At 72.7% G+C, this 23,879-nt stretch carries 20 protein-coding genes; 6 read left to right on the top strand and 14 right to left on the bottom strand.

Going from position 1 to position 23,879, the window contains the following annotated elements; all coding sequences use genetic code 11:
- Nucleotides 1-3: 3 nt before the first annotated feature.
- From Cco03nite_RS05875 to mtrA, 3 genes are all read right to left on the bottom strand, one after another.
- Complete coding sequence (locus Cco03nite_RS05875) at nucleotides 4-1,896, bottom strand: LpqB family beta-propeller domain-containing protein (RefSeq protein ID WP_203689316.1); 1,893 nt, start codon at nucleotides 1,894-1,896, stop codon at nucleotides 4-6.
- 58 nt (nucleotides 1,897-1,954) lie between these two features.
- Nucleotides 1,955-3,631 carry an MtrAB system histidine kinase MtrB gene (mtrB, locus tag Cco03nite_RS05880; protein ID WP_373314215.1) on the bottom strand — a complete coding sequence of 559 codons (1,677 nt, stop codon included), beginning with the start codon at nucleotides 3,629-3,631 and terminating at the stop codon, nucleotides 1,955-1,957.
- Between the two features lie 132 nt (nucleotides 3,632-3,763).
- Entirely contained in the window at nucleotides 3,764-4,453 is a 690-nt protein-coding gene (gene mtrA, locus Cco03nite_RS05885) for an MtrAB system response regulator MtrA (RefSeq protein ID WP_120316862.1), read from the bottom strand.
- 241 nt (nucleotides 4,454-4,694) lie between these two features.
- Here mtrA and Cco03nite_RS05890 point away from each other — a divergent pair, with 241 nt between their 5' ends.
- The 5 genes from Cco03nite_RS05890 to Cco03nite_RS05910 are packed head-to-tail and all read left to right on the top strand — an operon-like array spanning nucleotide 4,695 to nucleotide 9,629.
- Entirely contained in the window at nucleotides 4,695-5,549 is an 855-nt protein-coding gene (locus Cco03nite_RS05890; protein ID WP_203689318.1) for a hypothetical protein, read from the top strand.
- The gene (locus tag Cco03nite_RS05895; protein WP_239167150.1) at nucleotides 5,549-6,115 is read left to right on the top strand and encodes a DUF4129 domain-containing protein; all 567 of its coding nucleotides are present in this window, start codon (nucleotides 5,549-5,551) and stop codon (nucleotides 6,113-6,115) included. The genes Cco03nite_RS05890 and Cco03nite_RS05895 overlap by 1 nt, the downstream gene beginning before the upstream one ends.
- Nucleotides 6,112-7,335 (top strand): DUF4350 domain-containing protein, encoded by a 1,224-nt coding sequence (locus Cco03nite_RS05900; protein WP_203689320.1) that lies wholly within the window; start codon nucleotides 6,112-6,114, stop codon nucleotides 7,333-7,335. Before Cco03nite_RS05895 ends, Cco03nite_RS05900 begins: the two co-directional genes overlap by 4 nt.
- An 8-nt stretch (nucleotides 7,336-7,343) precedes the next feature.
- Nucleotides 7,344-8,309, top strand: coding sequence for an AAA family ATPase (locus Cco03nite_RS05905; RefSeq protein WP_425546884.1), 966 nt, complete (start codon nucleotides 7,344-7,346; stop codon nucleotides 8,307-8,309).
- A gap of 6 nt (nucleotides 8,310-8,315) precedes the next feature.
- Complete coding sequence (locus tag Cco03nite_RS05910; protein ID WP_203689324.1) at nucleotides 8,316-9,629, top strand: DUF58 domain-containing protein; 1,314 nt, start codon at nucleotides 8,316-8,318, stop codon at nucleotides 9,627-9,629.
- Here the strand turns inward: Cco03nite_RS05910 and Cco03nite_RS05915 are convergent.
- Nucleotides 9,596-10,618 carry a stage II sporulation protein M gene (locus tag Cco03nite_RS05915; RefSeq protein ID WP_203689326.1) on the bottom strand — a complete coding sequence of 341 codons (1,023 nt, stop codon included), beginning with the start codon at nucleotides 10,616-10,618 and terminating at the stop codon, nucleotides 9,596-9,598. The genes Cco03nite_RS05910 and Cco03nite_RS05915 overlap by 34 nt on opposite strands.
- Nucleotides 10,619-10,699: 81 nt before the next feature.
- Between Cco03nite_RS05915 and Cco03nite_RS05920 the strand changes: the two genes are divergently transcribed.
- Complete coding sequence (locus Cco03nite_RS05920) at nucleotides 10,700-11,662, top strand: RDD family protein (protein ID WP_203689328.1); 963 nt, start codon at nucleotides 10,700-10,702, stop codon at nucleotides 11,660-11,662.
- Nucleotides 11,663-11,795: 133 nt separating this feature from the next.
- On the opposite strand, the gene efeB is transcribed toward Cco03nite_RS05920, so the two are convergent.
- The 10 genes from efeB to Cco03nite_RS05970 all read right to left on the bottom strand — a co-directional run bounded on the left by efeB (nucleotide 11,796) and on the right by Cco03nite_RS05970 (nucleotide 23,860).
- Nucleotides 11,796-13,055 carry an iron uptake transporter deferrochelatase/peroxidase subunit gene (gene efeB / locus Cco03nite_RS05925; RefSeq protein WP_203689330.1) on the bottom strand — a complete coding sequence of 420 codons (1,260 nt, stop codon included), beginning with the start codon at nucleotides 13,053-13,055 and terminating at the stop codon, nucleotides 11,796-11,798.
- 83 nt (nucleotides 13,056-13,138) lie between these two features.
- On the bottom strand, nucleotides 13,139-14,266 hold the full coding sequence (gene efeO, locus Cco03nite_RS05930; RefSeq protein WP_203689332.1) for an iron uptake system protein EfeO: 1,128 nt from the start codon (nucleotides 14,264-14,266) through the stop codon (nucleotides 13,139-13,141).
- Nucleotides 14,267-14,291: 25 nt separating this feature from the next.
- On the bottom strand, nucleotides 14,292-15,164 hold the full coding sequence (efeU, locus tag Cco03nite_RS05935) for an iron uptake transporter permease EfeU (protein WP_203689334.1): 873 nt from the start codon (nucleotides 15,162-15,164) through the stop codon (nucleotides 14,292-14,294).
- Between the two features lie 162 nt (nucleotides 15,165-15,326).
- Complete coding sequence (ahcY, locus tag Cco03nite_RS05940) at nucleotides 15,327-16,778, bottom strand: adenosylhomocysteinase (protein ID WP_203689336.1); 1,452 nt, start codon at nucleotides 16,776-16,778, stop codon at nucleotides 15,327-15,329.
- 383 nt (nucleotides 16,779-17,161) lie between these two features.
- Nucleotides 17,162-18,325 (bottom strand): mannose-6-phosphate isomerase, class I, encoded by a 1,164-nt coding sequence (gene manA / locus Cco03nite_RS05945; protein ID WP_203689338.1) that lies wholly within the window; start codon nucleotides 18,323-18,325, stop codon nucleotides 17,162-17,164.
- 2 nt (nucleotides 18,326-18,327) lie between these two features.
- Nucleotides 18,328-19,266: a cation diffusion facilitator family transporter gene (locus tag Cco03nite_RS05950; RefSeq protein WP_203689340.1), complete on the bottom strand. Its 939-nt coding sequence runs from the start codon at nucleotides 19,264-19,266 to the stop codon at nucleotides 18,328-18,330.
- Between the two features lie 43 nt (nucleotides 19,267-19,309).
- Nucleotides 19,310-20,512, bottom strand: a complete 1,203-nt coding sequence (locus Cco03nite_RS05955) for an SIS domain-containing protein (protein WP_203689341.1) — start codon at nucleotides 20,510-20,512, stop codon at nucleotides 19,310-19,312.
- Nucleotides 20,512-20,694, bottom strand: coding sequence for a Trm112 family protein (locus Cco03nite_RS05960; RefSeq protein ID WP_203689343.1), 183 nt, complete (start codon nucleotides 20,692-20,694; stop codon nucleotides 20,512-20,514). Before Cco03nite_RS05960 ends, Cco03nite_RS05955 begins: the two co-directional genes overlap by 1 nt.
- A gap of 94 nt (nucleotides 20,695-20,788) precedes the next feature.
- Complete coding sequence (locus Cco03nite_RS05965) at nucleotides 20,789-22,168, bottom strand: phosphomannomutase/phosphoglucomutase (RefSeq protein ID WP_203689345.1); 1,380 nt, start codon at nucleotides 22,166-22,168, stop codon at nucleotides 20,789-20,791.
- 258 nt (nucleotides 22,169-22,426) lie between these two features.
- Complete coding sequence (locus tag Cco03nite_RS05970; RefSeq protein WP_203689347.1) at nucleotides 22,427-23,860, bottom strand: aldehyde dehydrogenase family protein; 1,434 nt, start codon at nucleotides 23,858-23,860, stop codon at nucleotides 22,427-22,429.
- Nucleotides 23,861-23,879 lie beyond the last annotated feature (19 nt).

The raw sequence follows: 23,879 nt of genomic DNA on the forward strand, positions 1-23,879 counted from the left end.
GGCTCAGCCCTCGTAGCAGGCGGCCGACGCGACGACTTCCGGCTTGGGTTCCGGCGAACCCGACACGGCCGGCGAGGGCGTGCCGGTCGGCTCCGGCACTGGGGGCAGCACGAGACCCCCGTTGAGCGACAGCAGCGTGTCGTCCTCGAACGCCTGGTGGGCCTCGCCGTTGACGTCGAGGAGCACTTTGCCTGTCCGCGCCGGCTGCCGGGCGTCCACCACGTACCCGACGAGGTTGGAGACCTCGGCCTTGACGTTGGTGGTGATGACGTCTTCCATCACGCCGTCCACGGAGACGTGGGCGAGCTGGACCTTGACGTCCGGTCCGGCGCTGGCCACGACGAGGGTGTCCTCCCGCAGGAAGCCGACGCCGCGCAGTGCGGGCAGGCTCGTGTACAGCTCGCGCGGTTCGCCGATCACGAACGAGCCCAGCGCGTTCTCCTGCCGCAGCAGCGGGGCGATGGACAGCTTGTTGCCACTCACCAGGGCGATCCGCCGGCCGTCCGGCGCGACGGCGACAGCGGTGATGGCCCCCTTGACCGAGGAACTGTCGACCTGGACCGCCTTGCGATCCCCGACCTTGACCGCCCACAGGCGACCGTTGCCGAGCACCATCACGACCTCCGCAGACCGGTCCAGCCAGAAAGGCATGCCGAGGGACGGGTTCTTCAGGTCGCCGAAATCGACCTCGTGCAGCTCGCTGTCGCGACGGCCGACCCACAGCCCTTCCCGGCCCTTGGCGTCGACGCGCACGAGCGCGAACGCCGCTTCGCGCGCGGCCACACCAGCCGACTTCACCCTGTTGTTGGACTCGGCGGCCAGCGGCAGCTGGCCCTTGTCATCCGGGCTGCTGACACGCCGGAGCACACCGGTGGCACGTTCCACCGCGTACCGGCCCGGCTCCCGGATCTCGCCGGTGCCCGCAGCCCGGTTGGCCGCCAGGAAGTTGCCCGACGTCGGATAGACCCGGGACTCGACCCGCAGCTCCAACTGGCCCTTGGGCAGCAGCGTCCAGTAGAGCTGGGCCGCGAGCGAGTCCCGCACGTCACCCTCGCCCATGTCGGCGATACCGGCGAGGCTGACAACCGTCTTCTGGTCGTCCGTGACGATGTTGTTCAAGCGCCTGGTGCCGCTCGGCAGACCGTTGACCTTTATCGCGGGGGCGAGCCAGGGCGACGGGCCTTTCAGCAGCCAGTCGAGCAGCCGGTTGTCCCGCTGCTCCAGTGCCTTCGGCACGTAGCGCAGGTCCGGCACCAGCGAGGTGCCGTCCTTGTTCCAGAAGTAGATCGGCACCTGGTCGTAGTACCGCTTCAGACCATCCCTCGACAGGAGGAGTTCGCTCGGCAGCCTGGACGGCTGGCCGGTGATGAACAGACCCAGCGAGCCGACCTGCTCCACCTTGAACGTGAGCTTCGTCTGGCCGCTGCGCGGTTCGATACGGCCGTCGACGGTGAGCACGCCGAGGTAACGGACCTTCACCTCGACGGTGTGCTCAATGGAGTTCTCCGTCGGCTCCTCGGCCCAGTCGACGAGGGTCAGTTCGCCGTCACCGCTCGGCTTCCAGTCATCGCGCAGGTTCGGAGCCAGGTAGCTGCGCACGACGTTGCTCATGATGTCCTCGTGGGAGGCGGGCAGGCCGTGATCACCGGCTGCCGACTCGAGGAAGTTCTTGACGAGCTGGCTCGGGTTCGTCACGTTGACGTCGCGCGGCCGCGGACCCGACTTCCCCGAAGGCGCCTGCCCGGGAGCCGCCGTCGGGCCGGCGCCGTCGCGTACCACGCCGCTGTCGATCCCGATGCCGCAGCCGGCGACGGCGAGCCCGGCGAACGCCGCCACCAGTACACGCGTCAGCCAGCTCCTACCCGCCGCGCGGGCTCGTCCGGTCCGCTTGCTCATGCCCGCTCCTCGTCACGCCGATCGGCGGCCCCGACCCGCACGACCGGCCTGGCCCGCGTCACGCCGACACCCCCGGTTGCTCCACGCGCTGACGCACCACCACCGGCTCGACCGGGATCAGCGGCAGCGGCGAGCCCGCCAGCCGGCCCCCGGCCCGGACCGGCAGCGTGAGCCGGAACTGAGCGCCGTTGCCCGGCGCGCCCCACGCCTCCAGCCAGCCGCCGTGCAGCCGGGCGTCCTCCAGGCTGATCGACAGCCCGAGTCCCGTGCCGCCGGTCTGCCGGGCGCGGGACGGGTCGGCCCGCCAGAACCGGTTGAACACCAGCTTCTCCTCGCCCGGCTTCAGGCCCACCCCGTGGTCCCGCACGGTGACGGCGACCGCACGCGCGTCCATGCCCAGAGTGATCGTCACCGGCTGCCCCTCGCCGTGGTCGACCGCGTTGCCCACCAGGTTGCGCAGAATCCGCTCCACCCGGCGCGGGTCGATCTCGGCGATGATCGGGGGATCCGGCGAGACCAGCTCCAGGCTCACCCCGACCCGCTCGGCCACGGATTCCAGCCGCTCGGTCACCCGGCGCACGACGGTGACCAGGTCGGTCGGCTCGGAGTCCAGCATCGCGAATCCGGCGTCGAACCGGCTGATCTCCAGCAGGTCGGTGAGCAGCTCCTCGAACCGGTCCAGCTCCGCCTGCAGCAGCTCGGCGCTGCGCGCCGAGGCCGGGTCGAAGTCCTCGCGCTGGGAGTAGAGCAGGTCGGCGGCCATCCGCACGGTGGTCAGCGGGGTACGCAGCTCGTGGGAGACATCCGAGGTGAACCGCCGCTGCAGGCGCGACATCTCCTCCAGCCGTACGATCTGGCGCTGCAGGTTGGCCGCCATCTGGTTGAACGCGTCGGCGAGCAGCGCCATCTCGTCCTCGCCCTTGACGACCATCCGCTGGTCGAGCAGGCCGGCGGACAGGCGCTGGGCGGTGCGGGCCGCCACCCGTACCGGGCTGACCGTCGCCCGGGTCACCAGTGCGGTGACCATGCCGAGCAGCAGCACCAGCGCGACGCCGACGAAACTCACCGTCGACTGGATGTCTCCGGCGACCTCTACCTCGGTGTCCACGGGGAAGAGGTAGTAGAGCTCGACCGAGCCGCCCGACAGCTTCGGCGCGGGCACCGGGGAGCCGTAGACGAGGTAGGTACGGGTCCTGCCGTGTCCGGTGGCCGCGTCGCCCAGATTCGCCGAGACGTACTGGTGGTAGTAGTCAGGGGTGTTCCGGACCGACTCCTTCAGCTCCTGGGTGATCACCTGGCTGAGGTCCGGGCCCTGCGGCCAGGACAACCCCTCGCTGCCACCGGGCACGTTCGAGGTGAGCTCCTTGCTGAACTGCATCGATACCACGACGCTGCCCTGGCCGGGGCCCGCCAGGGTGCCCAGCAGCCCGGTCACCTGGCGCGGCATGTCCGGGCTCTCCGCGCTCGGAATGGTTCCGAGCTGTTCGGTGGCGTCCTGGACACCCTTGAGGAACTGGCTCTCGGCGTCCTCTTCCGCCCCGCTCAGCAGGCTCTTGGTGCTGCTGTCGGCGATCAGGTAGCCGAAGCCGCCGACCAGCACGCTGGAGCAGAGCAGGGTGATGGTGACCATGCGCAGCTGCAGCGAGCGCCGCCAGATCCGCCGGGCCTGGCGGACTCCCGGGGCCAGCCGCCGCGCCGCGGGGCGCAGTGCGGGAACCCGGGCCGTCCGCTTCACCAGCCGCTTGAGCGCCGCATTCGCCTGAGCGGCGCGTCCGGGCACGCCCAAGGGCTGCCCGCCGGCTCCCGCCTCGCGGGGTTCGGGCAGCTCAACAGGGGTGGGGGTGGGGGTGGTCACGGTCGGACAAGGTTAGCTGGTGCCGGCTTTGTAGCCCACGCCGCGCACGGTCAAGATGATCTCCGGGCGCTCGGGATCGGGTTCGATCTTGGCGCGGAGCCGCTGCACGTGCACGTTCACCAGGCGGGTGTCCGCCGAGTGGCGGTAGCCCCACACCTGCTCCAGCAGCACCTCGCGGGTGAACACCTGGCGCGGCTTGCGGGCCAGCGCCACCAGCAGGTCGAACTCCAGCGGGGTCAGCTTCACCTCGGCCCCGTTGCGGGTCACCGTGTGCGCCGGCACGTCGATGATGATCTGGTTGTCCGGCGGCCCGATGGTCAGCAGCTCGGGCGTGACGTCCTCGCCCCGGCGCAGCCGGGCCCGCACCCGGGCCACCAGCTCCTTGGGCTTGAACGGCTTGACCACGTAGTCGTCGGCCCCGGACTCCAGGCCCAGCACCACGTCGACGGTGTCGCTCTTGGCGGTCAGCATCACGATCGGCACGCCGGACTCGGCCCGGATGGCACGGCAGACGTCCAGCCCGCTCATGCCGGGCAGCATCAGGTCCAGCAGCACCACGTCGGGGCGCGCCTCACGGAACGCGGCCAGGGCCCGCTCGCCGTCGGCGACGAACGCGGGCACGAACCCCTCGCTGCGCAGGACGATGCCGAGCATCTCGGCGAGCGCGGGATCGTCGTCCACCACCAGGACACGGGCCCTCATGCGGTAAACCTCGGCGTCATCGGCTCGCTCATGCCGTCCAATATCCCATCCCACCCGCCGAGACACGAACCCGCTTCACCGATCTCGTCCGATCGGCCAGGGTAGGGGCCACGTATGTGGCCACGCCGTGCCAGGATGGCGGCGGCCTCCGCCACCCCCGGAACATGGTCCCGTCCCCGCCGCGCTCCCGCGCCGTGCGAGGGACTCCCCCACGGTCCGCCGACACCCCCCGGAGCGACGATTGGAACGCGCCGCGCCCTCGGCCGCGCGCCGGCTGCCGCGTGACGAAGCGCTGCCGCTGCGCCCGCTCACCCTGGGCGAGCTGCTGGACACCGCTTCCGAGCTGGTCCGCCGCCGCGCCGCCGCGCTGCTGGTCACCGCCGCGGTGCTCGCCCTGCTGGAGCAGGCGGTGCTGGTGCCCGGCCGGCTGAGCCTGGACCTCCGCCTCAGCGAGGGCGTACCCGACCTCAGCGGCGGCTACTGGCTGCTGCTGGCGGCCGGTGCGGGCCTGGAGGCTCTGATCATCGCCTGGCTCGGCGCGCCGGCGGGCCGGGCCGCGGTCGCCGCCGTCACCGGCAGGCCCGTGCCCCGGGCCCCGTGGCGCGACCGGCGGCGGCAGGGCGCGGCGATCGCGCTGGTGGGCCTGGTCGCGGCGGTGCCCGCGGCGCTCGGGGCGTTCCTCGGCCCGGTGTGGCTGCTCGGGTACCCGCTGTTCGGGCTGGCGGCGGTCGCGGTGACGATCGAGCGGCGCGGGCCGTTCGGCGCGCTCAAGCGCGGGGCCGGGCTGGCCTTCCGCGGCGGCATGCGCGGGGCCGCGGTCCGGATCATCGGGTACGCCTCCTGGCTGCTCATCCGCTTCGCCTTCTACCTCGGCCTGCTGGCCGGGCTGAAATACCTGCCGCTGTCCGCCGAGGCGGCGGAGTGGCTGGTGGTGCCGCTGATCGTCGCGGCCAACACGCTGGCGTACGCCAGCCTGGCGGCGCTGGACGCCGCGCTGCTGATCGAGTCGCGGGTCCGGCAGGAGGGCCTCGACCTGTGGCTGACCGGAGCGGCCCGGCACCGCGAGCCCGGTCCCGAGATGCTGGCGGCCCGCTGATGCGCTGGTGGAACGAAACTGTCGCGGTCTTCGACGACGTCGTCCCGTTCGGGCTGGCGGCGCCGCTGCTCCTGCTGCTCGCGGCCATCGTCGCGGTGCTGTGGTTCAGCTACCCGGGCTGGCTGCCCAGCCGCTGGCGCATGCGCCGGGCGAAGCGGTCCGACGAGCCGGTGTCGTACACCGAGCAGGCCGACGACCGGCCCGACCCGGATGAGGACGAGCCCGGGGTGGAGGAGCTGCCCGCGCTCGCGCCGGAGGTCTACCTGTCCCAGGCCGACCGCTACGCGGCCGAGGGCCGCTGGGCCGAGGCCGTACGCGAGCGCCTGCGGGCCATCGTGCGGGAGCTGGTCGACCGGGGCGTCGTCGAGCACGTGCCCGGCTGGACGGTGACGGAGCTGGCGCGCGCCGCCGGCCAGGCCCGCCCCGAGCTGGGGCCCGCCCTGCAGAGCGCGTCCGGCGTCTTCTCCGGCATCTGGTACGCCCAGCGCCCGGCGACCGCCGGGGACGACGAGCAGATGCGGGGCCACCTGGCCACCGTGAACGCACTGGTGCGAGGTGGACGATGACCGCTCGGGTGCGACGCCGCCGCTGGCGGCTGGTGCTGCCGTTCCTGCCGGTGCTGGCGCTGCTCGGGTTCTCGGTGATCGCGCACGGGATCGAGGAGCCGTCGCCGTCCGATCCGGCGTACCTGTCGCCGGCCGGCAGCGGCCCCGACGGCGCGGCCGGGCTGGCCGAGCAGCTGCGCGCCCGGGGCGTGACGATCCACCGGGTCGCCGGCAGCGACGCGGCCCTGGACGCGGTGGAGGCCGCCGGTGGCGACGCGACGCTGTTCGTGCCCACCCCGGGCTACCCGTACCGGGGCCAGCTGAGCCGGCTGTCCCTGCTGCCCGACCGGACCCGCGTGGTGCTGGTGGAGCCGGACGACAGCGAGACCAGGCAGGCCGTCGACGCGCTCGGCGCGACCCGGCGGCGCTGGGCGACCGGCGTGACCGGCCGCGGCGCGGGCTGCCGGCTGACCGACGCCGGGCCGGCCGCCGTGGTGCGGACCCGCTACGGGCAGTGGGAGGGATCGGACGCCACGGTCGAGAGCTGCTACGGCGGCGCCGTGGTCCGGGTCGTCGAGTACGGCAAGGAGTTCGTGCTCGTCGGCAGCGCCGACCCGTTCCGGTCGGTCCGGGCCGGTGAGCACGACAACGCCGGGCTCGCGGTGGACCTGCTCAGCGCGAAGAGCACCCTGGTCTGGCTCGACCTGCACGAGCGGGAGGCGGTCCCGCCGCGGCCGCCGCGGCCGCGAGCCGAGGTGAGCCCCCGGCCGGAAGCCGAGCAGCCGGAGCGGAGCGAGGGACCCAGCCCGTTCCCGGACTGGCTGTTCTGGGTGGTGGTGACGCTGCTGGCGGCGACGCTGGCGATCGTGCTGGCGCGCGGCCGCCGGCTGGGCCCGCCCGTGCCGGAGGCGCTGCCGGTCGAGGTGCCGGCCGCCGAGACCGCGGCCGGGCGGGGCCGGCTCTACCGGAAGGTCCGGGCCCGCGGCCCGGCGCTGGAGACGCTCCGGGCGGCCGCCCGGCGCAGGCTGGCCGTGGCGCTGGGCCTGCCCGCCACGGCGGAACGCGACACCCTGCTGCCGGCGCTGCAGGCGCGCACCGGCGAGCAGCCGCACCGCCTCGGCGAGATCCTCTACGGGCCGCCGCCGGAGACGGACGAGCAGCTGCACACCCGCGCCGTGGAGCTGCGGGACCTGGTCGAATACGTGACCGCACGACCTGTCGAAGAAGGAGAGCACCGGTGACCGAGCCGTTGACGACCGAGTACGCCGAACCCGCCCGCGAGGCGCTCGGCCGGCTGCGCGCGGAGGTGGCCAAGGCGGTGGTCGGCCAGGACGGCGTCGTCGCCGGGCTGGTCATCGCCCTGCTGTGCCGCGGGCACGTGCTGCTGGAGGGCCCGCCCGGGGTCGCCAAGACGCTGCTGGTCCGCAGCCTCGGCGCGGCCCTGGACCTGGAGATGAAGCGCATCCAGTTCACCCCGGACCTGATGCCCGGTGACGTGACCGGCTCGGTGATCTACGACCCGCGCAGCGCGGAGTTCCAGTTCCGGCCCGGCCCGGTCTTCACCAACCTGCTGCTCGCCGACGAGATCAACCGGACGCCGCCGAAGACCCAGTCCTCGCTGCTGGAGGTCATGGAGGAGCGCCAGGTCTCCGCGGACGGGGTGACCCGGGCGCTGCCCGAGCCGTTCCTGGTCGCCGCGACGCAGAACCCGATCGAGCACGAGGGCACGTACCCGCTGCCCGAGGCGCAGGTGGACCGCTTCCTGCTGAAGCTGACCGTGCCGCTGCCCGCCCGCGACGAGGAGCTGGGGGTGCTGCGCGCGCATCACGCCGGCTTCGACCCGCGCGACCTCGGCGCGGTCGGCATCAAGGCGGTCGCGGGCCGGGCGGAGCTGGCCGCGGCCCGGGAGGCGGTCGGCCGGGTCACCGTGACCGAGCCGGTGCTGGGATACATCGTGGACGTCTGCCGGGCCACCCGGGCCACCCCGTCGGTCGAGCTGGGCGCCTCGCCCCGTGGCGCGACGTCGCTGCTGGCCACCGCCAAGGCCTGGGCCTGGCTGGGCGGGCGCGACCACGTGACCCCGGACGACGTGAAGGTGATGGCCCGGCCCACGCTGCGGCACCGGCTGCGGCTGACGCCCGAGGCGGAGCTGGAGGGGGTCACCGCCGAGTCGGTCCTCGACGCCGTGCTCGCCTCCGTGCCCACCCCGCGGTAGGGCGACGTGCCCACCGCCCGTGCCGCCCTGCTGGCCGCGCTGTGCGCGCCGATCGTCGGCGTGCTGTCGGCGCTGTACGGCGTCCCGCCGTGGGCGCTGTCCGGCGTGCTGCTGGCGCTCGTCGCGGCCGCCGTGCTCGCCGACTGGGCGCTGGCCGCCGACCCGCGCCGGATCACCGTGCGGCGGGAGACCCCGGGCGCGGTGGTGCGGCTCGGCGAGGAGGTCGCCGCCGCGCTGACCGTGGCCAACCGCAGCGGCGTCGACGCGCGGCTGCTCGTGCGCGACGCCTGGGTGCCCTCGGCCGGGGCCGCGCCGTACGCCCACCCGCTGGCGCTGGCCGCAGGCGAGGCGGCGACGCTGACCACGACGCTGACCCCCACCCGGCGCGGCGACCGCTCCGCCGAGCAGGTCATCGTGCGCAGCCACGGCCCGCTCGGGCTGGCCGTGCGCCAGAGCGGCCACCGGCCGCCGTGGACGCTGCGCGTGCTGCCCCGCTTCACCTCCCGCAAGCACCTGCCGGAGAAGCTGGCCCGGCTGCGCACCGTCGAGGGCGCGACCGCGATCCGGGGCCGCGGCCAGGGCACCGAGTTCGACGTGCTCCGCGAGTACGTGCCCGGCGACGACGTGCGCTCGATCGACTGGCGGGCCACCGCCCGGCGGCGCGACGTCATGGTGCGCACCTGGCGGCCCGAGCGCTCCCGGCGCATCGTGTGCGTGCTGGACACCGGCCGCACCAGCGCGGTCCGGGTCGGCGACGAACCCCGGCTCGACGCCGCGATGGACGCCGCGCTGCTGCTGGCCGCCGTGGCGCAGGAGGCCGGCGACCAGGTCGACCTCATCGCGGCCGACCACCGGGTACGCGCGGTGGTGGCCGGCTCGCACGGCCGCGCCACCCTGCCCCGCCTGATCAACGCGGTGGCCCCGCTGCACCCCGCGATGGTGGAGACCGACTTCGAGCTGATCACCAGCGAGGTGCTGCGCCGGGAGCGCAAGCGCTCGCTGGTGGTGGTGTTCACCGCGCTGGAGCCCGGAGCACTCGGCGAGGGGCTGCTGCCGGTGCTCCCGCGGCTGGCCGCGCGGCACAAGGTGCTCATCGCCGCGGTGCACGACCCGGCCCTGAACGCGCTGGCCGCCACCCCGCTGCACGGCGCGAACGAGGTCTACGCCGCCGCGGCCGGCACCCGGGCGCTGGCCGAGCGGGAGAAGCTCAGCGGTGCCCTGGCCAGGTACGGCGTGGAGGTGCTGGACTTCCCGGCGGACACGTTCGCCGGCCAGGTCACCGACGTCTACCTCGCTTTGAAGGCCACCGGCAGGCTCTGACCGGCGGGGCCCCGGGCCGGGCCGTCGACGGCGAGCAGGAGCTCGCCCGCGCGCTCGGCGCGGCGGCCCAGCACGAAGACGTACGCCAGGAACAGGGTCCACACCACCAGGCCGATCGCGTCCCGCACGATCAGCGGCAGGAACGACGGCGTCACGAACGCCTCCAGCAGGCCCGCCACGGCGAGCACGCCGACCAGCCCGACCGCGCCGGTGATGCCCTGCCGGGCGGCCGCGGCCAGCGACTGCCCCCGGGTCAGCAGCGGTCCGGGCACGACCCACGCCCAGCCGACCCGCAGGCCGACCCCGGCCGCCACGAAGATCGCGGTCAGCTCCAGCAGGCCGTGCGGGGCGATCAGGCCGAAGAAGAGGTCACCGCGGCCGTTGTCGATCATCAGGCCGGCGACCATGCCGATGCTCAGCGCGTTCTGCCACAGGATGAACGCCACCGGCAGCAGCAGCACCCCGGCGGCCAGGCACTGCGCGGCGATCCAGGCGTTGTTGGTCCACACCAGCAGGCCGAAGTTCGGCGCGAAGTTCTCGCTGTAGTAGCTCTCGAAGTCGTGGTTCACCAGGCTGTCGATGTCCGCCTCGGACATGCCGAACGCCCTCGGCAGGGTGGGGTCCTGAATGACCCAGGCCGCCACCGCCGCGGCCACCAGCAGGAAGCACATGGCTGACGCGATCCACCAGCGGCGGGCCTGGTAGAAGGCGAGCGGCAGGTCGTGGGCCAGGAAACGGGGCACCCGCCGCCAGTCCACCGGCTGCGCCCCGGTGATCGCCGCGCGGGCCGACAGCACCAGCCGGGACAGCTCGGCCACCAGCGCCGGGTCCGGCGTGCGGCTGCGCACCACGGACAGGTGGGTGGCCACCCGCTGGTAGAGCAGCACCATCTCGTCGGCCTCGGCCGCGGTGGGCTTGCGCCGCCGGCTCAGCACCTCCAGGCGCCGCCACTCACCGCGGTGCTCGGCCACGTACGCGTCCAGGTCCACCCGTTCGTCCTCTCCCCGGTCGTCCGCCGTGCAGCCTAGCTGGGACAGTCGCGGGGCGCGGGGCTGTGATTCACTGTGCCGATGCGGCAGGGGCGGGACACGATCGAGAGCACGGCGGGGCTGGTCAGCGGCGAGGCCGTACACCTGGAGGTCCGGCTGGCCCGGGCGGGTTCGCGGGTGCCCGCCCTGATGATCGACATCGTCGCCCAGGTCGTGCTGTTCTTCGGGCTGGCCCTGGCGCTGCTGGCGTTCTTCGGCCTCACCGGGCTCGCCGACGCGGCCAGCGGCGGCGCCTCGCAGATCATCGCCCTGGTGCTGACGGCCGTGGGTTATCCGACCCTGATGCTGGTGCTGACCAGGGGCCGGTCGCTGGGCAAGCTGGCGATGGGCCTGCGCGTGGTACGCGACGACGGCGGCCCGATCACGCTGCGCCAGTCGTTCACCCGCGCGCTGGTCGGGGCGACGCTGGAGTGGCCGGGCATGCTGCTGATCGTCAACTGGGCGGTGAGCCTGGTGGTGCTGACCGGCTCGCCGCGCGGCAAGCGCCTGGCCGACGTGGTCGCGGGCACCATCGTCATCCACGACCGCACCCCGGAGGGCTGGGGCTGGATCCCGACGACCCCGCCGCCGCTGGCCCGCTGGGCGGCCACCCTCGACCTGACCGGTCTCGACGACGAGCTGGCGCTGGCGGCCCGCCACTTCCTGGCCCGCAGCCGCGGGCTGAGCGAGCCGTACCGCACCCGGCTGGGGCACGCCCTGGCCACCGAGATCGCCGCCTGCGTCACGCCCGGTCCCCCCGCGGACACCCCCGGCTGGGCCTACCTCGCCGCCGTGATCGGCGAGCGGCACAGCCGCGCGGCCCGCCGCCTGGCCCGCGACCGCGCCAGCCACGCCATGCTGTGGCCGGAGCTGTTCGCACCCACCCCGGCGCCCTCCACCGTCCCCGGTGGAACCACGCCCGGCGGCTCCGCACCGCTCATCCCCGGCCAGCCGACCGGCCCGGCCGTCGACCCGCGTTCGCTGCGGCCGGCCGCCCCGGCCTGACGGGGCAGCCTTTCCCACAGCACCCGACAGCGGTCGGCCGGCGACGGTGCCGGGTCAATCGGCTACATCTTTTTTGGTGTGGCCACATCAAAAAAGATGTAGCCGCCCACCGCGATACCTTGCTGAGCCCAGGTCAGGCGAACAGCGCCCGGCCCCAGTGGTCGCCGTCGCCGGTGACACCGGGCGGGCAGGCCCACAGGCCGCTGGAGACGTGCCGGATGTACTCGTTGAGGATGTCGGCGCGGGCCAGGCTGCGCTGCACGGGCACGAACTGCTTGCGCGGGTCGCGCTGGTACGCGATGAAGAACAGCCCCGCGTCGAGCCGGCCCAGGTTGTCGGACCCGTCGACGAAGTTGTAACCCCGGCGCAGCAGGTGCGCGCCGTTGTTGAAGTCCGGGTGCGCCAGCCGGATGTGCGCCTCCTTGGCGATGGCCGGCTGGCCGTCGGGGCCCTTGGCGTCGAAGTCCGGCTCGTCGAACTCCTTGGCCCGGCCCAGCGGCGCGCCCTCGCCCTTGTCCCGGCCGAAGATCGCCTCCTGCTCGGCGAGCGGGGTGCGGTCCCAGGTCTCGACGGTCATCCGGATGCGCCGGGTGACCAGGTAGCTGCCCCCCGCCATCCACGCCGCGCCGTCCTCGGCCCGCGCCCACAGCTGCTCGCGCAGCAGGTCGGTGTCCTCCAGCTTCATGTTGCGGGTGCCGTCCTTGAAGCCCATCAGGTTGCGGGCCGTGGTCTGCTCCCGGGAGGTGCTGGAGGTGCGCCCGAAGCCGAGCTGCGAGTAGCGGATGGAGACCACGCCGAAGCCGATCCGGGCCAGGTTGCGGATCGCGTGCACCGCCACCTGCGGATCGTTGGCGCAGGCCTGCACGCACAGGTCGCCGTCGCTGATCTCGGGGCGCAGCGCGTCGCCCGGGAAGTGCGGCAGCGCCTCCAGCGCGGCCGGCAGCCGGTCGGCGATGCCGAACCGGTCGGCGCCCGCCGCGTCGCGGAACAGGGTCCGGCCGAAGCCGATGGTGAGGGTCAGCCCGGAAGCGGGCAGCCCGAGCGCCTCGCCGGTGTCGTCCGGCGGGGCCTCGGCCTGGCCGCCGACCGCGCCGAGCAGTCCGGCGTCGCGGCCCTGGGTCATCCGGGCCGCGGCGGCGGTCCACTCGCGCAGCATCTCGACGAGCTTCGCGCGGTCCTTGGTGATCACGTCGAAAGCGGCGAAGTGCAGCCGGTCCTGCGCGGGCGTGACGATGCCCGCCTGGTGCTCGCCGTAGAACGCCACGGCGTCGCCGGGCGAGGCCGATGCGGGCGACCGCTCGTCGTCCATCATCGCCGCGCCGACGGCGGCCGCGCCGGCCACGCCCGCGATGCCGACACCGGCCGCGGTCAGGGCAACCCGTCGCGAAACCATCTGCTCCACCTCTTCTGCTGTCCGACGCCGGTCCGGCGGGCATGCCCGGTGATCGGGGGCCTGCCGGACCGGCGGACGGGTGACTACTTGGCGACGACCGCGGCGACCTTGCTGATCGGCTCGGCGAGCGCGTTGATCACGTCGCTGAGCTCCTTCAGCTCAGCCTGGGTGAGCTGGTTGTGCAGCTTCCAGCCGTCACCGGCGCGGTGCTTGCCCAGCGCGGTGTCCACGTCGGCGAACGCCTTGTCGAGCGCGGTGACGAGGTCCGGGGCGCGCTCCTCCAGGGTCGGGCGCAGCGCCTGCACGGCGGCCTTGGAGCCCTCGACGTTGGCGGCGAAGTCCCACAGGTCGGTGTGCGAGTAGCGGTCCTCCTCGCCGGTGATCTTGCCGGAGGCGACCTCGTCCAGCAGCTCCTTCGCGCCGTTGGCCAGCTGCAGCGGGGACAGCTTCTCCGCGTTGGCCTTGGCGACGATCTCCTTCACGTCGACCAGCAGCTGGTCGGCGATCGGGCCGGACTTGGAGATGTCCTTCTTCTCCCACAGGTCCTGCTCCAGGCGGTGGAAACCGGTGAAGGCCATGCCCTCCTCGATCACCTCGGCCCGGCCGTCGATCTTCGGGTCCAGGTCGCCGAAGATCTCGGCCACCGGCTCGATGCGCTCCCAGTAGGTGCGGGCGATCGGGAACAGCGCCTTGGCCTTCTCGGCGTCGCCGGCCTTGACCGCGGCGACGAACTCCTCGGTCTTGGGCAGCAGCGCCGCGGTCTGGCTCTGGATGTAGCGCTGGTAGTTCGCGGTGGCCTCGGCGAGCTTCGCGTCGGCGGTCAGCGGCGCGGCCGACCCGGTGACCTTGAAGGCGCCCCGGATGCCCTTGCCGATCATGCCCGGCTTGCAGGCGGTCTCGTACGTGCCGGCGGCCAGCTCGACCTTCAGCTCGCGGGTCAGGCCGGGCGCGATGTTCTCGACCTCGCCCATCACCCGGTCGCCGGCCGCGTACACGTAGAACTCGGTGACCTTGGCGCCGCCGTTGGCGATGGTGAAGGTGACCGTGCCGGCGGCGGTCTCGGCCCGGCCGACCTCGCAGGCCGTGTCGGTCGCCTTGACCGCGATCGGGCCGGTGGTGTCGCCGGGGGCGGCCGGCTCGGGGTCGGTGGTGCAGGCCGACATGCCCAGGCCGAGCACGGCGGTCGCCGTCAGCACGGAGAGCTTGCGCATGGGTGACTCCTGTGTTTCGAGGGTTTCAGCGGTCGCCGCCGGTGGCGACCGGCGCGGGAGCGGGAGCGGGGGCGGTCGGCGGCGTCGCCGGCCGGGGCGGCAGCAGGAAGAGCACGAGCACCGGCACCGCGTACGCGACCCAGGCGACGGTCTCCAGCACGGTCGGCGCGGGGGTGAAGTTGAACGTGCCGCGCAGCAGCTCGGCGTACCAGGTCGTCGGCGGCAGGGCGGTCGAGATGTCGAAGGCCAGCGTGTTCAGGCCGGGCAGCACACCCGCTTCGAGCAGGTCGTGCACGCCGTACTTGAGGATGCCCGCGGCGACCAGCACCAGCAGCACCCCGGTCCAGGTGAAGAACTTCGTCAGGTTGATCTTCAGGGCGCTGCGGTACATCAGGAAGCCGAGCGCGACCGAGGTGGCGATGCCGGCCAGGATCGCGACCACCGACCAGGTCGAGGTGGCGCCCTGCACGGTCGCGAAGAAGATCAGCGACGTCTCCAGCCCCTCCCGCGCGACGGCGAGGAAGGCGGTGACGACCACGGCGAGCGGCCCGAGCGCGATGGCGGCGTCGAGTTTGGCGCGCAGGTCACCGGAGATGGAGCGGGCGGCCCGGCGCATCCAGAAAATCATCCAGGTGACGAACACCACGGCCAGGATCGAGGTGATCGCCTCGAACAGCTCCTGGCGCTCGAACTCCAGGTGCGCGCTGGTGTACTGCAGCACCGCCGCGAAGCCCACGGACAGCGCCGCGGCCACGGCCACGCCCAGCCAGACGAAGCGCAGCCGGTCCCGGCGATCGGTCTTGACCAGGAACGCCACCAGGATGGTGACGACGAGCGTCGCCTCCAGGCCTTCCCGCAGCCCGATCAGGAACGTGGGGAGGAAGACGTTGGCGTCCATGGCACCACCTCAGTTGATAGACCAGCCTTGCCTAAGTAAGGCGAGGCGTACCTTAGCGTAGGTGTCCATCAGCTGAGAAGTCGATCCCCGTCGTTTCATTGGAGCGGGTCCAGAACATGGAAAAGGGCGCCCGAGCGGGGCGCCCTTTCCGGTGAGCAGGTGTCAGTAGCGGTAGTGGTCCGCCTTGTACGGCCCCTCGACCGCCACGCCGAGGTAGTCGGCCTGCTGCTTGGTGAGCTCGGTCAGCCGGACGCCGAGGGCGTCCAGGTGCAGCCGGGCCACCTTCTCGTCGAGCTGCTTGGACAGCGTGTAGACGCCCACCGGGTACTGGTCGAGCTTGGTGAACAGCTCGATCTGCGCGATGACCTGGTTGGTGAAGCTGTTGCTCATCACGAACGACGGGTGCCCGGTGGCGTTGCCCAGGTTGAGCAGCCGGCCCTCGGACAGCACGATGATCGAGTGGCCGTCGGCGAAGCGCCACTCGTCGACCTGCGGCTTGATGTTGATCCGCTCGACGCCGGGGATCCTGCCCAGCCCGGCCATGTCGATCTCGTTGTCGAAGTGGCCGATGTTGCCCACGATGGCCTGGTGCTTCATCCGGCTCATCTGCTCGCCGGTGATGACGTCCTTGCAGCCGGTCGCGGTGATGAAGATGTCGGCCGTGGCGACCACGTCCTCCATGGTGGCGACCTGGTAGCCGTCCATCGCCGCCTGCAGTGCGCAGATCGGGTCGATCTCGGTGACGATGACCCGGGCGCCCTGGCCGCGCAGCGACTCGGCGCAGCCCTTGCCCACGTCGCCGTAGCCGGCCACGACCGCGACCTTGCCGCCGATCAGCACGTCGGTGGCCCGGTTGATGCCGTCGATGAGCGAGTGGCGGCAGCCGTACTTGTTGTCGAACTTGCTCTTGGTGACCGAGTCGTTGACGTTGATCGCCGGGAAGAGCAGCGAGCCGGTCTGCTGCATCTCGTAGAGGCGGTGCACGCCGGTGGTGGTCTCCTCGGTCACGCCCTTGATGCCGGCCGCGATGGTGGTCCAGCGCTTGGCGTCCTCGACCAGCGAGCGCTGCAGCACGCCGAGGATGATCGCGTACTCCTCGGAGTCGGCGGTCTCCGGCGACGGCACCGCGCCGGCCGCCTCGAACTCGACGCCCTTGTGCACGAGCAGGGTGGCGTCACCGCCGTCGTCGAGGATCATGTTCGGGCCCTCGCCGCCAGGCCACTGCAGGATCTGCTCGGTGCACCACCAGTACTCCTCCAGCGTCTCGCCCTTCCAGGCGAAGACCGGCACACCGGCCGGCGCGTCGGGGGAGCCCTCGGGGCCGACCGCGATGGCGGCGGCGGCGTGGTCCTGGGTGGAGAAGATGTTGCAGCTGGCCCAGCGCACCTCGGCGCCCAGCGCGACCAGCGTCTCGATCAGCACCGCGGTCTGCACGGTCATGTGCAGCGAGCCGGCGATGCGTGCCCCCGCCAGCGGCTGGGCGGCGGCGTACTCACGGCGTACCGCCATCAGGCCGGGCATCTCGTGCTCGGCGAGCTGGATCTCCTTGCGGCCGAACGCCGCGAGGGACAGATCGGCGACCTTGAAGTCGCCGGGGGCAAGGGTGCGGGCCATAGATGAACTCCCAATCGGTCGGCTGACCAGTGCGAGGTACAGCGTACTTCTCCGCGTCCCAGGGTCCGAGAACCGGCTCCACCGGAGGGTCGGCCCAGGGTCATACGTGTGGCCCGGTCTCCGGACGGACCCTCCGCCTCGAAGACCGGGCCACACTCCCCCCGGTTTGGTTCCCCCGCGCGTGGCTCGGACTGAAATGATCCCGATAACGCTGCGTGAGTAAAAGGCTACACTCCGCACTTCCACTGTCAAGCAGAACCCTCAAGTCGCGCGCGTCGCCGTGTCGCGCCGGGCCCCGGGTACACGAAAAGGCCTGCCCGGCCGAGAAATGGGGTTCATTTTCAACCAGGCAGGCCAACGTCTGTTGTGGAGCAGGGCAGCGCTCAGAGCGAGCCCAGGAACACCTCTCCGGTGCCCGAGAAGATCATCTTGCCGGCGCCCGCGGCGCCGAACGCGGCCTCGCCGCCGGTCAGCCGGGCCGAGCCCGCGCCGTCCGCGACGGTCACCGCCCCCGCCAGACACAGCGTGGTACGCGGACCCGCCGGGTCGAGCGCCGCCTCGCCGCCGTCCAGCCGGATGCGGTGCAGCCGGAAGTCGTCCACCGGCACCGACCAGGTGTCCACGCCCGGCGCGACCGGCTCCGGATCGCGCACCGGTGAGTGCAGCGGCTCGAAGCGCAGCACCCGCAGCAGCTCCGGCACGTTCACGTGTTTGGGGGTCAGCCCGCCGCGCAGCACGTTGTCGCTGGCCGCCATGATCTCGACCCCGGCCCCGCGCAGGTAGCCGTGCAGGTTGCCGGCAGGCATCCAGATGCCCTGGCCCGGGGCCAGCACCACGTGGTTGAGCAGCAGCGCGACCAGCACCCCGACGTCGCCGGGGTAGTCGTGGGCCAGCAGCCGCACCAGGCCGCGCGGGCCGCCGCCGGCCGGGCCGTCCGGCAGGTTGCCGGACGCCGCGACCGCCTGGTCGACCAGGTCGGCGCGAGCGGCCGCGGGCCAGCTGAGCAGCGCGCGCACCGCCTCCCGCAGATCGCCCACGGCCAGCGCGCCGACCACCGGCTTGAGCGCCATGACGCCGAGCGCGTCGACCAGCTCGGCCGACTCGGCCGCGGGCCGGAACCCGCAGAGCGCCTCGAACTCGGTGTACGCCACCAGCAGTTCGGGCTTGTGGTTGCCGTCGACGTAGCTGCGGTGGGCAGCCCCGCGCGGCACGCCGGCGGCGTCCTCGGCCGCGTAGCCGTCGGCCGCCTGCCGCGCGTCGGGGTGCGCCTGCAGCGAGAGCGAGCGCTCCGCCGCCAGCAGCTTGAGCAGGTACGGCAGCCGTACGCCGAAGCGGTCGAGCGCGTCGGCGCCGAGCAGGTCGCCCGGCGCCGACGCGATCACGTCGACCAGCGGAACGTCGTCCACCAGGGAGGAGCAGTCGGGATGTGCGCCGACCCACAGCTCGGCCTCGGGGCCCTCGCTGGGCACGGGCCGGCCCTGCACCCGCGCGATCACCTCGTGCGAGCCCCACGCGTAGGGCCGGATGCGGTTGTGGAGTCGGCGCACGCTCAGCCCTTCTGGTGGTAGATGTCCGGTTCGATGTAGATCAGCTTGGCGATCGGCACCGCCTCGCGGATCCTCCGCTCGGTGGCGTCGATGCCCCTGGCCACGTCGTCCGCCGTCTTGTCGTGCTTGACGGCGATCTTGGCGGCGACGAGCAGCTCCTCCGGCCCGAGGTGCATGGTGCGCATGTGGATCAGGCGCTCCACCTCGGGTCCGCTCTCGATCGCCGAGGCGATCGCCTTCACGTGCTCGTCGGTGGCCGACTCGCCGAGCAGCAGGCTCTTGGTCTCGATCGCCAGCACCACGGCGATGACGACGAGCAGGAGACCGATCATCATAGTGCCGACGGCGTCCCAGACACCGTTGCCGGTGATCAGGGTCATGCATACGCCGAACAGGGCGAAGATCAGACCCACCAGCGCGCCGAGGTCCTCCAGGAGGATCACCGGCAGCTCGGGCGCCTTGGCCCGCCGGATGAACTCCTTCCAGGAGGCCTTGCCCCGCACCGCGTTGGACTCGACGATCGCGGTCCGGAACGAGAACGACTCCAGGATGATCGCGATGACCAGCACCGTGACCGGCAGCCACTGCCAGCTGGTGATGGCTCCCTTGTCCGGCGAGGTCGTGGCCTCGTGGAACTTGTGGTACGCCTCATACAGGGCGAACAGGCCACCCACGCTGAACAGGACGATCGACACGATGAACGCGTAGATGTACCGCTCCCGGCCGAAGCCGAACGGGTGCAGCGGGGTCGCCTCGCGCTGGGCCCGGCGGCCGCCGAACAGCAGCAGCACCTGGTTGCCCGAGTCGGCGACCGAGTGGATCGCCTCCGCCAGCATCGACGACGACCCGGACAGGGCCCACGCGATGAACTTCGTGATCGCGATTCCCACGTTCGCCAGCAGCGCGGCGACGATCGCCTTGGTGCCGCCGCCCGCGCTCATGCTCGTGTCCCGGTGATGTAGTTGTTGAGCTTGCCTCGCTCGCTCACTTGCGCAACTGCTCCTTCAGCTCCGTGACGGCCGGCACCGCCATCGGATCCAGGCCATGCCCGAGGCCGAGGTAGACCGAGGCGAAGTCCGTCGCCGCGACCAGTGAGGCGAACCGCTCCAGCGCCGATCCGCCTTCGGCGGTGAGCACGTCCACCTCGATCCCGCGCCTCGCCGCGATGTCCTGCACCACCTCGGCTCGCCGGTCCGTCGTCTGCGCCGCACTGTTCTCGTCGGCGAGCCCACCGTCGCACAGCAGCACCACCCGCAGACGAGGGGGGTCGGCCGTCACGTCGTCGAGCTCCGGATCAGCGAAGATGTCCCGTTCCAGCGCGGCGAGCGCGCCGAACACGCCGTCGAGCAGACCGACCCGGCCGCGGCCGGCCTCGCCGAGCGCGTCGGTGACGACCGGGTAGCGGGCGTTGGCGGACAGCATGTCGCCGTACCGGACCGCGGCGACCGCGGCCAGCGGCGAGTCGCCCCAGATGACCGGCACCGAGCCGGCCATGTTCAGGGCCAGGGTCTTGGAGAGGTTGACGAAGGTCTCGGCGGTCGGCCGGCAGCGGTCGGCGTCCTGGTCCAGGCGCACCGCCGTCTCGGCCAGGTCCGCCTCGTTGACCTTGACCAGGCCCAGCGCACGGGCGGTGAGCAGCACCGGCACGGTCAGGCCCCACAGGTTGGCCCGCGCGGCGCCGCGCCGCGGCACCGGGATGAACGGGGCGCGGTAGCGCTCGGCCACCGACTGCAGCGGCGAACCCGGCGCGCCGATGGCGACCAGCCGCGCACCACGGCGGCCCGCCACCTCGGCCACGGCCAGCGCCTCGGGCGAGCGGCCCGACGCCGACACGGCGATCACCACGTCGGCCGCGCCGATCCAGCCCGGCACCTCCACGCTGCGGTGGGTCAGCACGGGCACGAGACAGCGCGGCCCCGCGATGGTCGTCAGGATGTCACCGGTACGCGCGGCCGTGCCCGCGCCGACCACCACGACCGCCCGGGGCCGGCCCTCGTCGGCGAGGTGGCTCAGGTCGGTCTCGGCGGTCAGCGTGGTGGCCTCGCGCACCTGCGCGCCCGCCGACGCGATCGCCCGGAGCATGCCGCCGGGATCCCGCGCGGCCAGCGCCGGCGCGTTGTCCAGCAGGGCCTCGTCGAAGAAGCGGTTGCCGCGCACACCCGCGGCGCCGTCGATCGGGCCGCCCATCACTCACCCGCCGGAGCGGTGAGCACCTCGTCGAGCAGCAGCACCGGCAGCCCGTCCCGCACCGGGTAGACCCGGCTGCAGGAGGTGCAGGTCAGCGTCTGCGCCGCGGCGTCGTGGGTCAGCGGCGCATGATCCTCCGCCGGGCAGGCGAGGACTTCGAGCAGTTGCGGGGCGAGCGACACGTAAGGCTCCTTCAGATCGCCGGCTGAGCTCCGAACACGGCGCGCCGCGACGCGCCGGGGCGCGTCGCGGGCTCACCACGTTCCGCGAAGCAGCCTACCCACGGACCAGCTTCAGTACCTCGTCGCGCAGCTCCGACATCCGCTCCGGCGTCGGCGCCTCGACGTTGAGCCGCAGCAGCGGCTCGGTGTTGGAGGCGCGCAGGTTGACCCAGCTGCCGTCGGCGAAGGCCACGGTCAGGCCGTCCAGCTCGTCCTGCTGCTCCCCGGCGAAGTGCTCGCGCACCTGCGCCAGCTTCGCGCCCTGATCGGCCACCACCGAGTTGATCTCGCCCGAGGAGGTGTACCGCTCGAACTGCGCGCCCAGCGCCGACAGCGGTCCGGACTGCTCGCCGAGCGCCGCCAGCACGTGCATGGCGGCCAGCATGCCGGTGTCGGCGCCCCAGAAGTCGCGGAAGTAGTAGTGCGCCGAGTGCTCGCCGCCGAACACCGCACCCGTGGTCGCCATCTCCGCCTTGATGAAGGAGTGGCCCACCCGCGTGCGGACCGGGGTGCCGCCGTGCTCGCGTACGATCTCCGGCACCGCCGCCGAGGTGATCAGGTTGTGGATGATCGTGGCCCCGGGGTGCTTGGCCAGCTCCCGCGTCGCGACCAGCGCCGTCACCGCCGACGGGGACACCGGCGCGCCGTCGGCGTCGACCACGAAGCAGCGGTCGGCGTCGCCGTCGAAGGCCAGGCCCAGGTCGGCCCCGTGCTCGCGCACCGCGGCCTGCAGGTCCACCAGGTTGGCTGGCTCCAGCGGGTTGGCCTCGTGGTTCGGGAACGAGCCGTCCAGCTCGAAGTACAGCGGCACGATGTCCAGCGGCAGCGGGTCCAGCACCGCGTCGCCCAGCACCGCGGGCACGGTGTACCCGCCCATGCCGTTGCCGGCGTCGACGACCACCTTCAGCGGCCGGATCCCGCGCAGGTCCACCAGCAGGCGCAGGTGCGCCGCGTAGTCGGCCAGCAGCTCCCGGGTCTCGATCTCCCCCGCCGGGGCGGGCATCTCCGCGCGCGTGTCCAGCAGCTCCTGCGCCCGCTCGCGGATCGCGGCCAGCCCGCTGGCCTGCCCGACCGGCTTGGCCCCGGCGAAGCACAGCTTGATGCCGTTGTACTGGGCCGGGTTGTGGCTAGCCGTGAACATGGCACCGGGCAGGTCGAGGATGCCGGAGGCGTAGTACAGCAGGTCGGTCGAGCCGAGACCCGCGTTGATCACGTTGATCCCCTCGGCGCGTACGCCGTCGGTGAAGGCCTTGACCAGCGACGGCCCGGAGTCGCGCATGTCGTGCGCGACCACGACGGTCCCGCGGTCCTCCCCCAGCGCCCGCAGCGTCTGCGCGAACGCCCGGCCCAGCGCACCGGCCACCGGCTCGTTCAGCTGGTCCGGCACGGTGCCGCGGACGTCGTACGCCTTGACGATCTGGGACAGGTCAGACACAACATCTCCTTAAGCCTCAGCTATCTGCTTCACCCTAACCACCGCACGTTACGTACCCGGGCCGGGCGCGCACGTATCCCGCATGAACGATCGACCAAGATCGCCCGACTTGCCGGGCACTCGTGCGTATCTTGAACAACGATTCGCACAGGTGCCTGGCAAGTCGAACGATCAACGACGGCCGTCGGACGTGCGCGCGCCCCGGGGCCGAGGCCGCCGGGGCGCGTTTCGCGATCACTGTCGGTTGTGGCCCGATCGTCAGAGTTGCAGCCCGGTGAGGACGAGGACGCGGGGGTCGGTGTAGTCGTCCATGGCGCTGCGCAGGCCCTCGCGGCCGGTGCCGGAGCCCTTCACGCCGCCGTACGGCATCTGGTCGGCCCGGAACGACGGCACGTCGCCGACGATCACGCCTCCGACCTGCAACGTCGCGTGCGCGGCGAACGCCGTCTGCAGGTTGCTGGTGAACACGCCGGCCTGCAGGCCGAAGGCCGAGTCGTTGACCGCCGCGAACGCGGCGGCGTCGGAGTCCACCGTGGAGACCACCAGCACCGGCCCGAACACCTCGTCGCAAGCGACCTTGGCATCGGCGGGCACGTCGGCCAGCACCGTCGGTGCGTAGGTGGCACCGGCGCGTGTACCCCCGGTCAGCACCTTCGCACCGGCCGCGACCGCCTCGTCGACCCAGTCCTGCACCCGCTCCGCGGCCGCCTCGCTGATCATCGGACCGACCTGGGTGTCGGCGGCCGCCGGATCCCCGGTCTTCAGCGCCTGCACAGCCGAGACCAGCATCGGCACGAACGCCGCGGCCTGGTCGCGGTGCACGATCACCCGCTGCACCGCGATACAGCTCTGCCCGGCCTGGTAGTTGCTGAACAGGGCGATGCGCTGGGCGGCCCAGGCCAGGTCGGCGTAGTCGCCGCAGACCACCGCGGCGGCGTTGCCGCCCAGTTCCAGCGTCACGTGCTTGTGCGGCACCGCGGCCTGGATCGACGCCCCGACCGGCCCGGACCCGGTGAACGACACCACCGGCAGCCGCGGGTCGGCGACCAGCGCGGCGGCCCGGTCGTTGGGCACCGGCACGACCGAGAACATGCCCGCGGGCAGCTCGGTCTCGGCCAGCAGCTCGCCGAGCAGCAGCGCGGACAGCGGGGTCGCCGGAGCGGGCTTGACGATGATCGGCGCGCCGACCGCGATCGCCGGGGCGACCTTGTGCGCGACCAGGTTCAGCGGGAAGTTGAACGGGCTGATGCCCAGCACCGGGCCCTTCGGGAAGCGCCGTACGACGGCCATGCGCCCGGCGGCGGCGGGGTCGGTGTCCAGCCGCATCAGCTCGCCGGAGAAGCGGCGCGCCTCCTCGGCGGCCCAGCGGAACGTGGAGACCGCGCGGCCCAGTTCGGCCTTGGCCCACATGAGCGGCTTGCCGTTTTCGGCGCTGATGAGCGCGGCGACCTCGTCACCCCGTTCGGCCAGCCGGCGGCTCACGTGGTCGAGGGCCGCGGCGCGCGCCGCGGCGGGCAGCCGGGCCGCGTCGGGCGCGACCTTCGCGGCGGCCGCTACCGCGTTTTCGACCTGCTCAGGCGTAGCGTTGGCGGTCTGACCGACCACGCGCCCGTCGTAGGGGTTGCGAACATCAACGAGATCATCACTGGTCTCCGGGGAACCGGCGATCCAGTACGGGGTCCGATCGGCCATACGCCCACCCTAACGCACG

The organism is Catellatospora coxensis (assembly GCF_016862635.1).
Lineage (GTDB): Bacteria > Actinomycetota > Actinomycetes > Mycobacteriales > Micromonosporaceae > Catellatospora > Catellatospora coxensis.

Coding starts and splice junctions, on each gene's coding strand:
- Cco03nite_RS05875 (WP_203689316.1), bottom strand. CDS start 1,896: ATGAGCAAGCGGACCGGACGAGCCCGCGCGGCGGGTAGGAGCTGGCTG.
- mtrA (WP_120316862.1), bottom strand. CDS start 4,453: ATGAGGGCCCGTGTCCTGGTGGTGGACGACGATCCCGCGCTCGCCGAG.
- Cco03nite_RS05895 (WP_239167150.1), top strand. CDS start 5,549: ATGCGCTGGTGGAACGAAACTGTCGCGGTCTTCGACGACGTCGTCCCG.
- Cco03nite_RS05900 (WP_203689320.1), top strand. CDS start 6,112: ATGACCGCTCGGGTGCGACGCCGCCGCTGGCGGCTGGTGCTGCCGTTC.
- Cco03nite_RS05920 (WP_203689328.1), top strand. CDS start 10,700: ATGCGGCAGGGGCGGGACACGATCGAGAGCACGGCGGGGCTGGTCAGC.
- efeB (WP_203689330.1), bottom strand. CDS start 13,055: ATGGTTTCGCGACGGGTTGCCCTGACCGCGGCCGGTGTCGGCATCGCG.
- efeO (WP_203689332.1), bottom strand. CDS start 14,266: ATGCGCAAGCTCTCCGTGCTGACGGCGACCGCCGTGCTCGGCCTGGGC.
- efeU (WP_203689334.1), bottom strand. CDS start 15,164: ATGGACGCCAACGTCTTCCTCCCCACGTTCCTGATCGGGCTGCGGGAA.
- ahcY (WP_203689336.1), bottom strand. CDS start 16,778: ATGGCCCGCACCCTTGCCCCCGGCGACTTCAAGGTCGCCGATCTGTCC.
- Cco03nite_RS05950 (WP_203689340.1), bottom strand. CDS start 19,266: ATGAGCGCGGGCGGCGGCACCAAGGCGATCGTCGCCGCGCTGCTGGCG.
- Cco03nite_RS05955 (WP_203689341.1), bottom strand. CDS start 20,512: ATGGGCGGCCCGATCGACGGCGCCGCGGGTGTGCGCGGCAACCGCTTC.
- Cco03nite_RS05970 (WP_203689347.1), bottom strand. CDS start 23,860: ATGGCCGATCGGACCCCGTACTGGATCGCCGGTTCCCCGGAGACCAGT.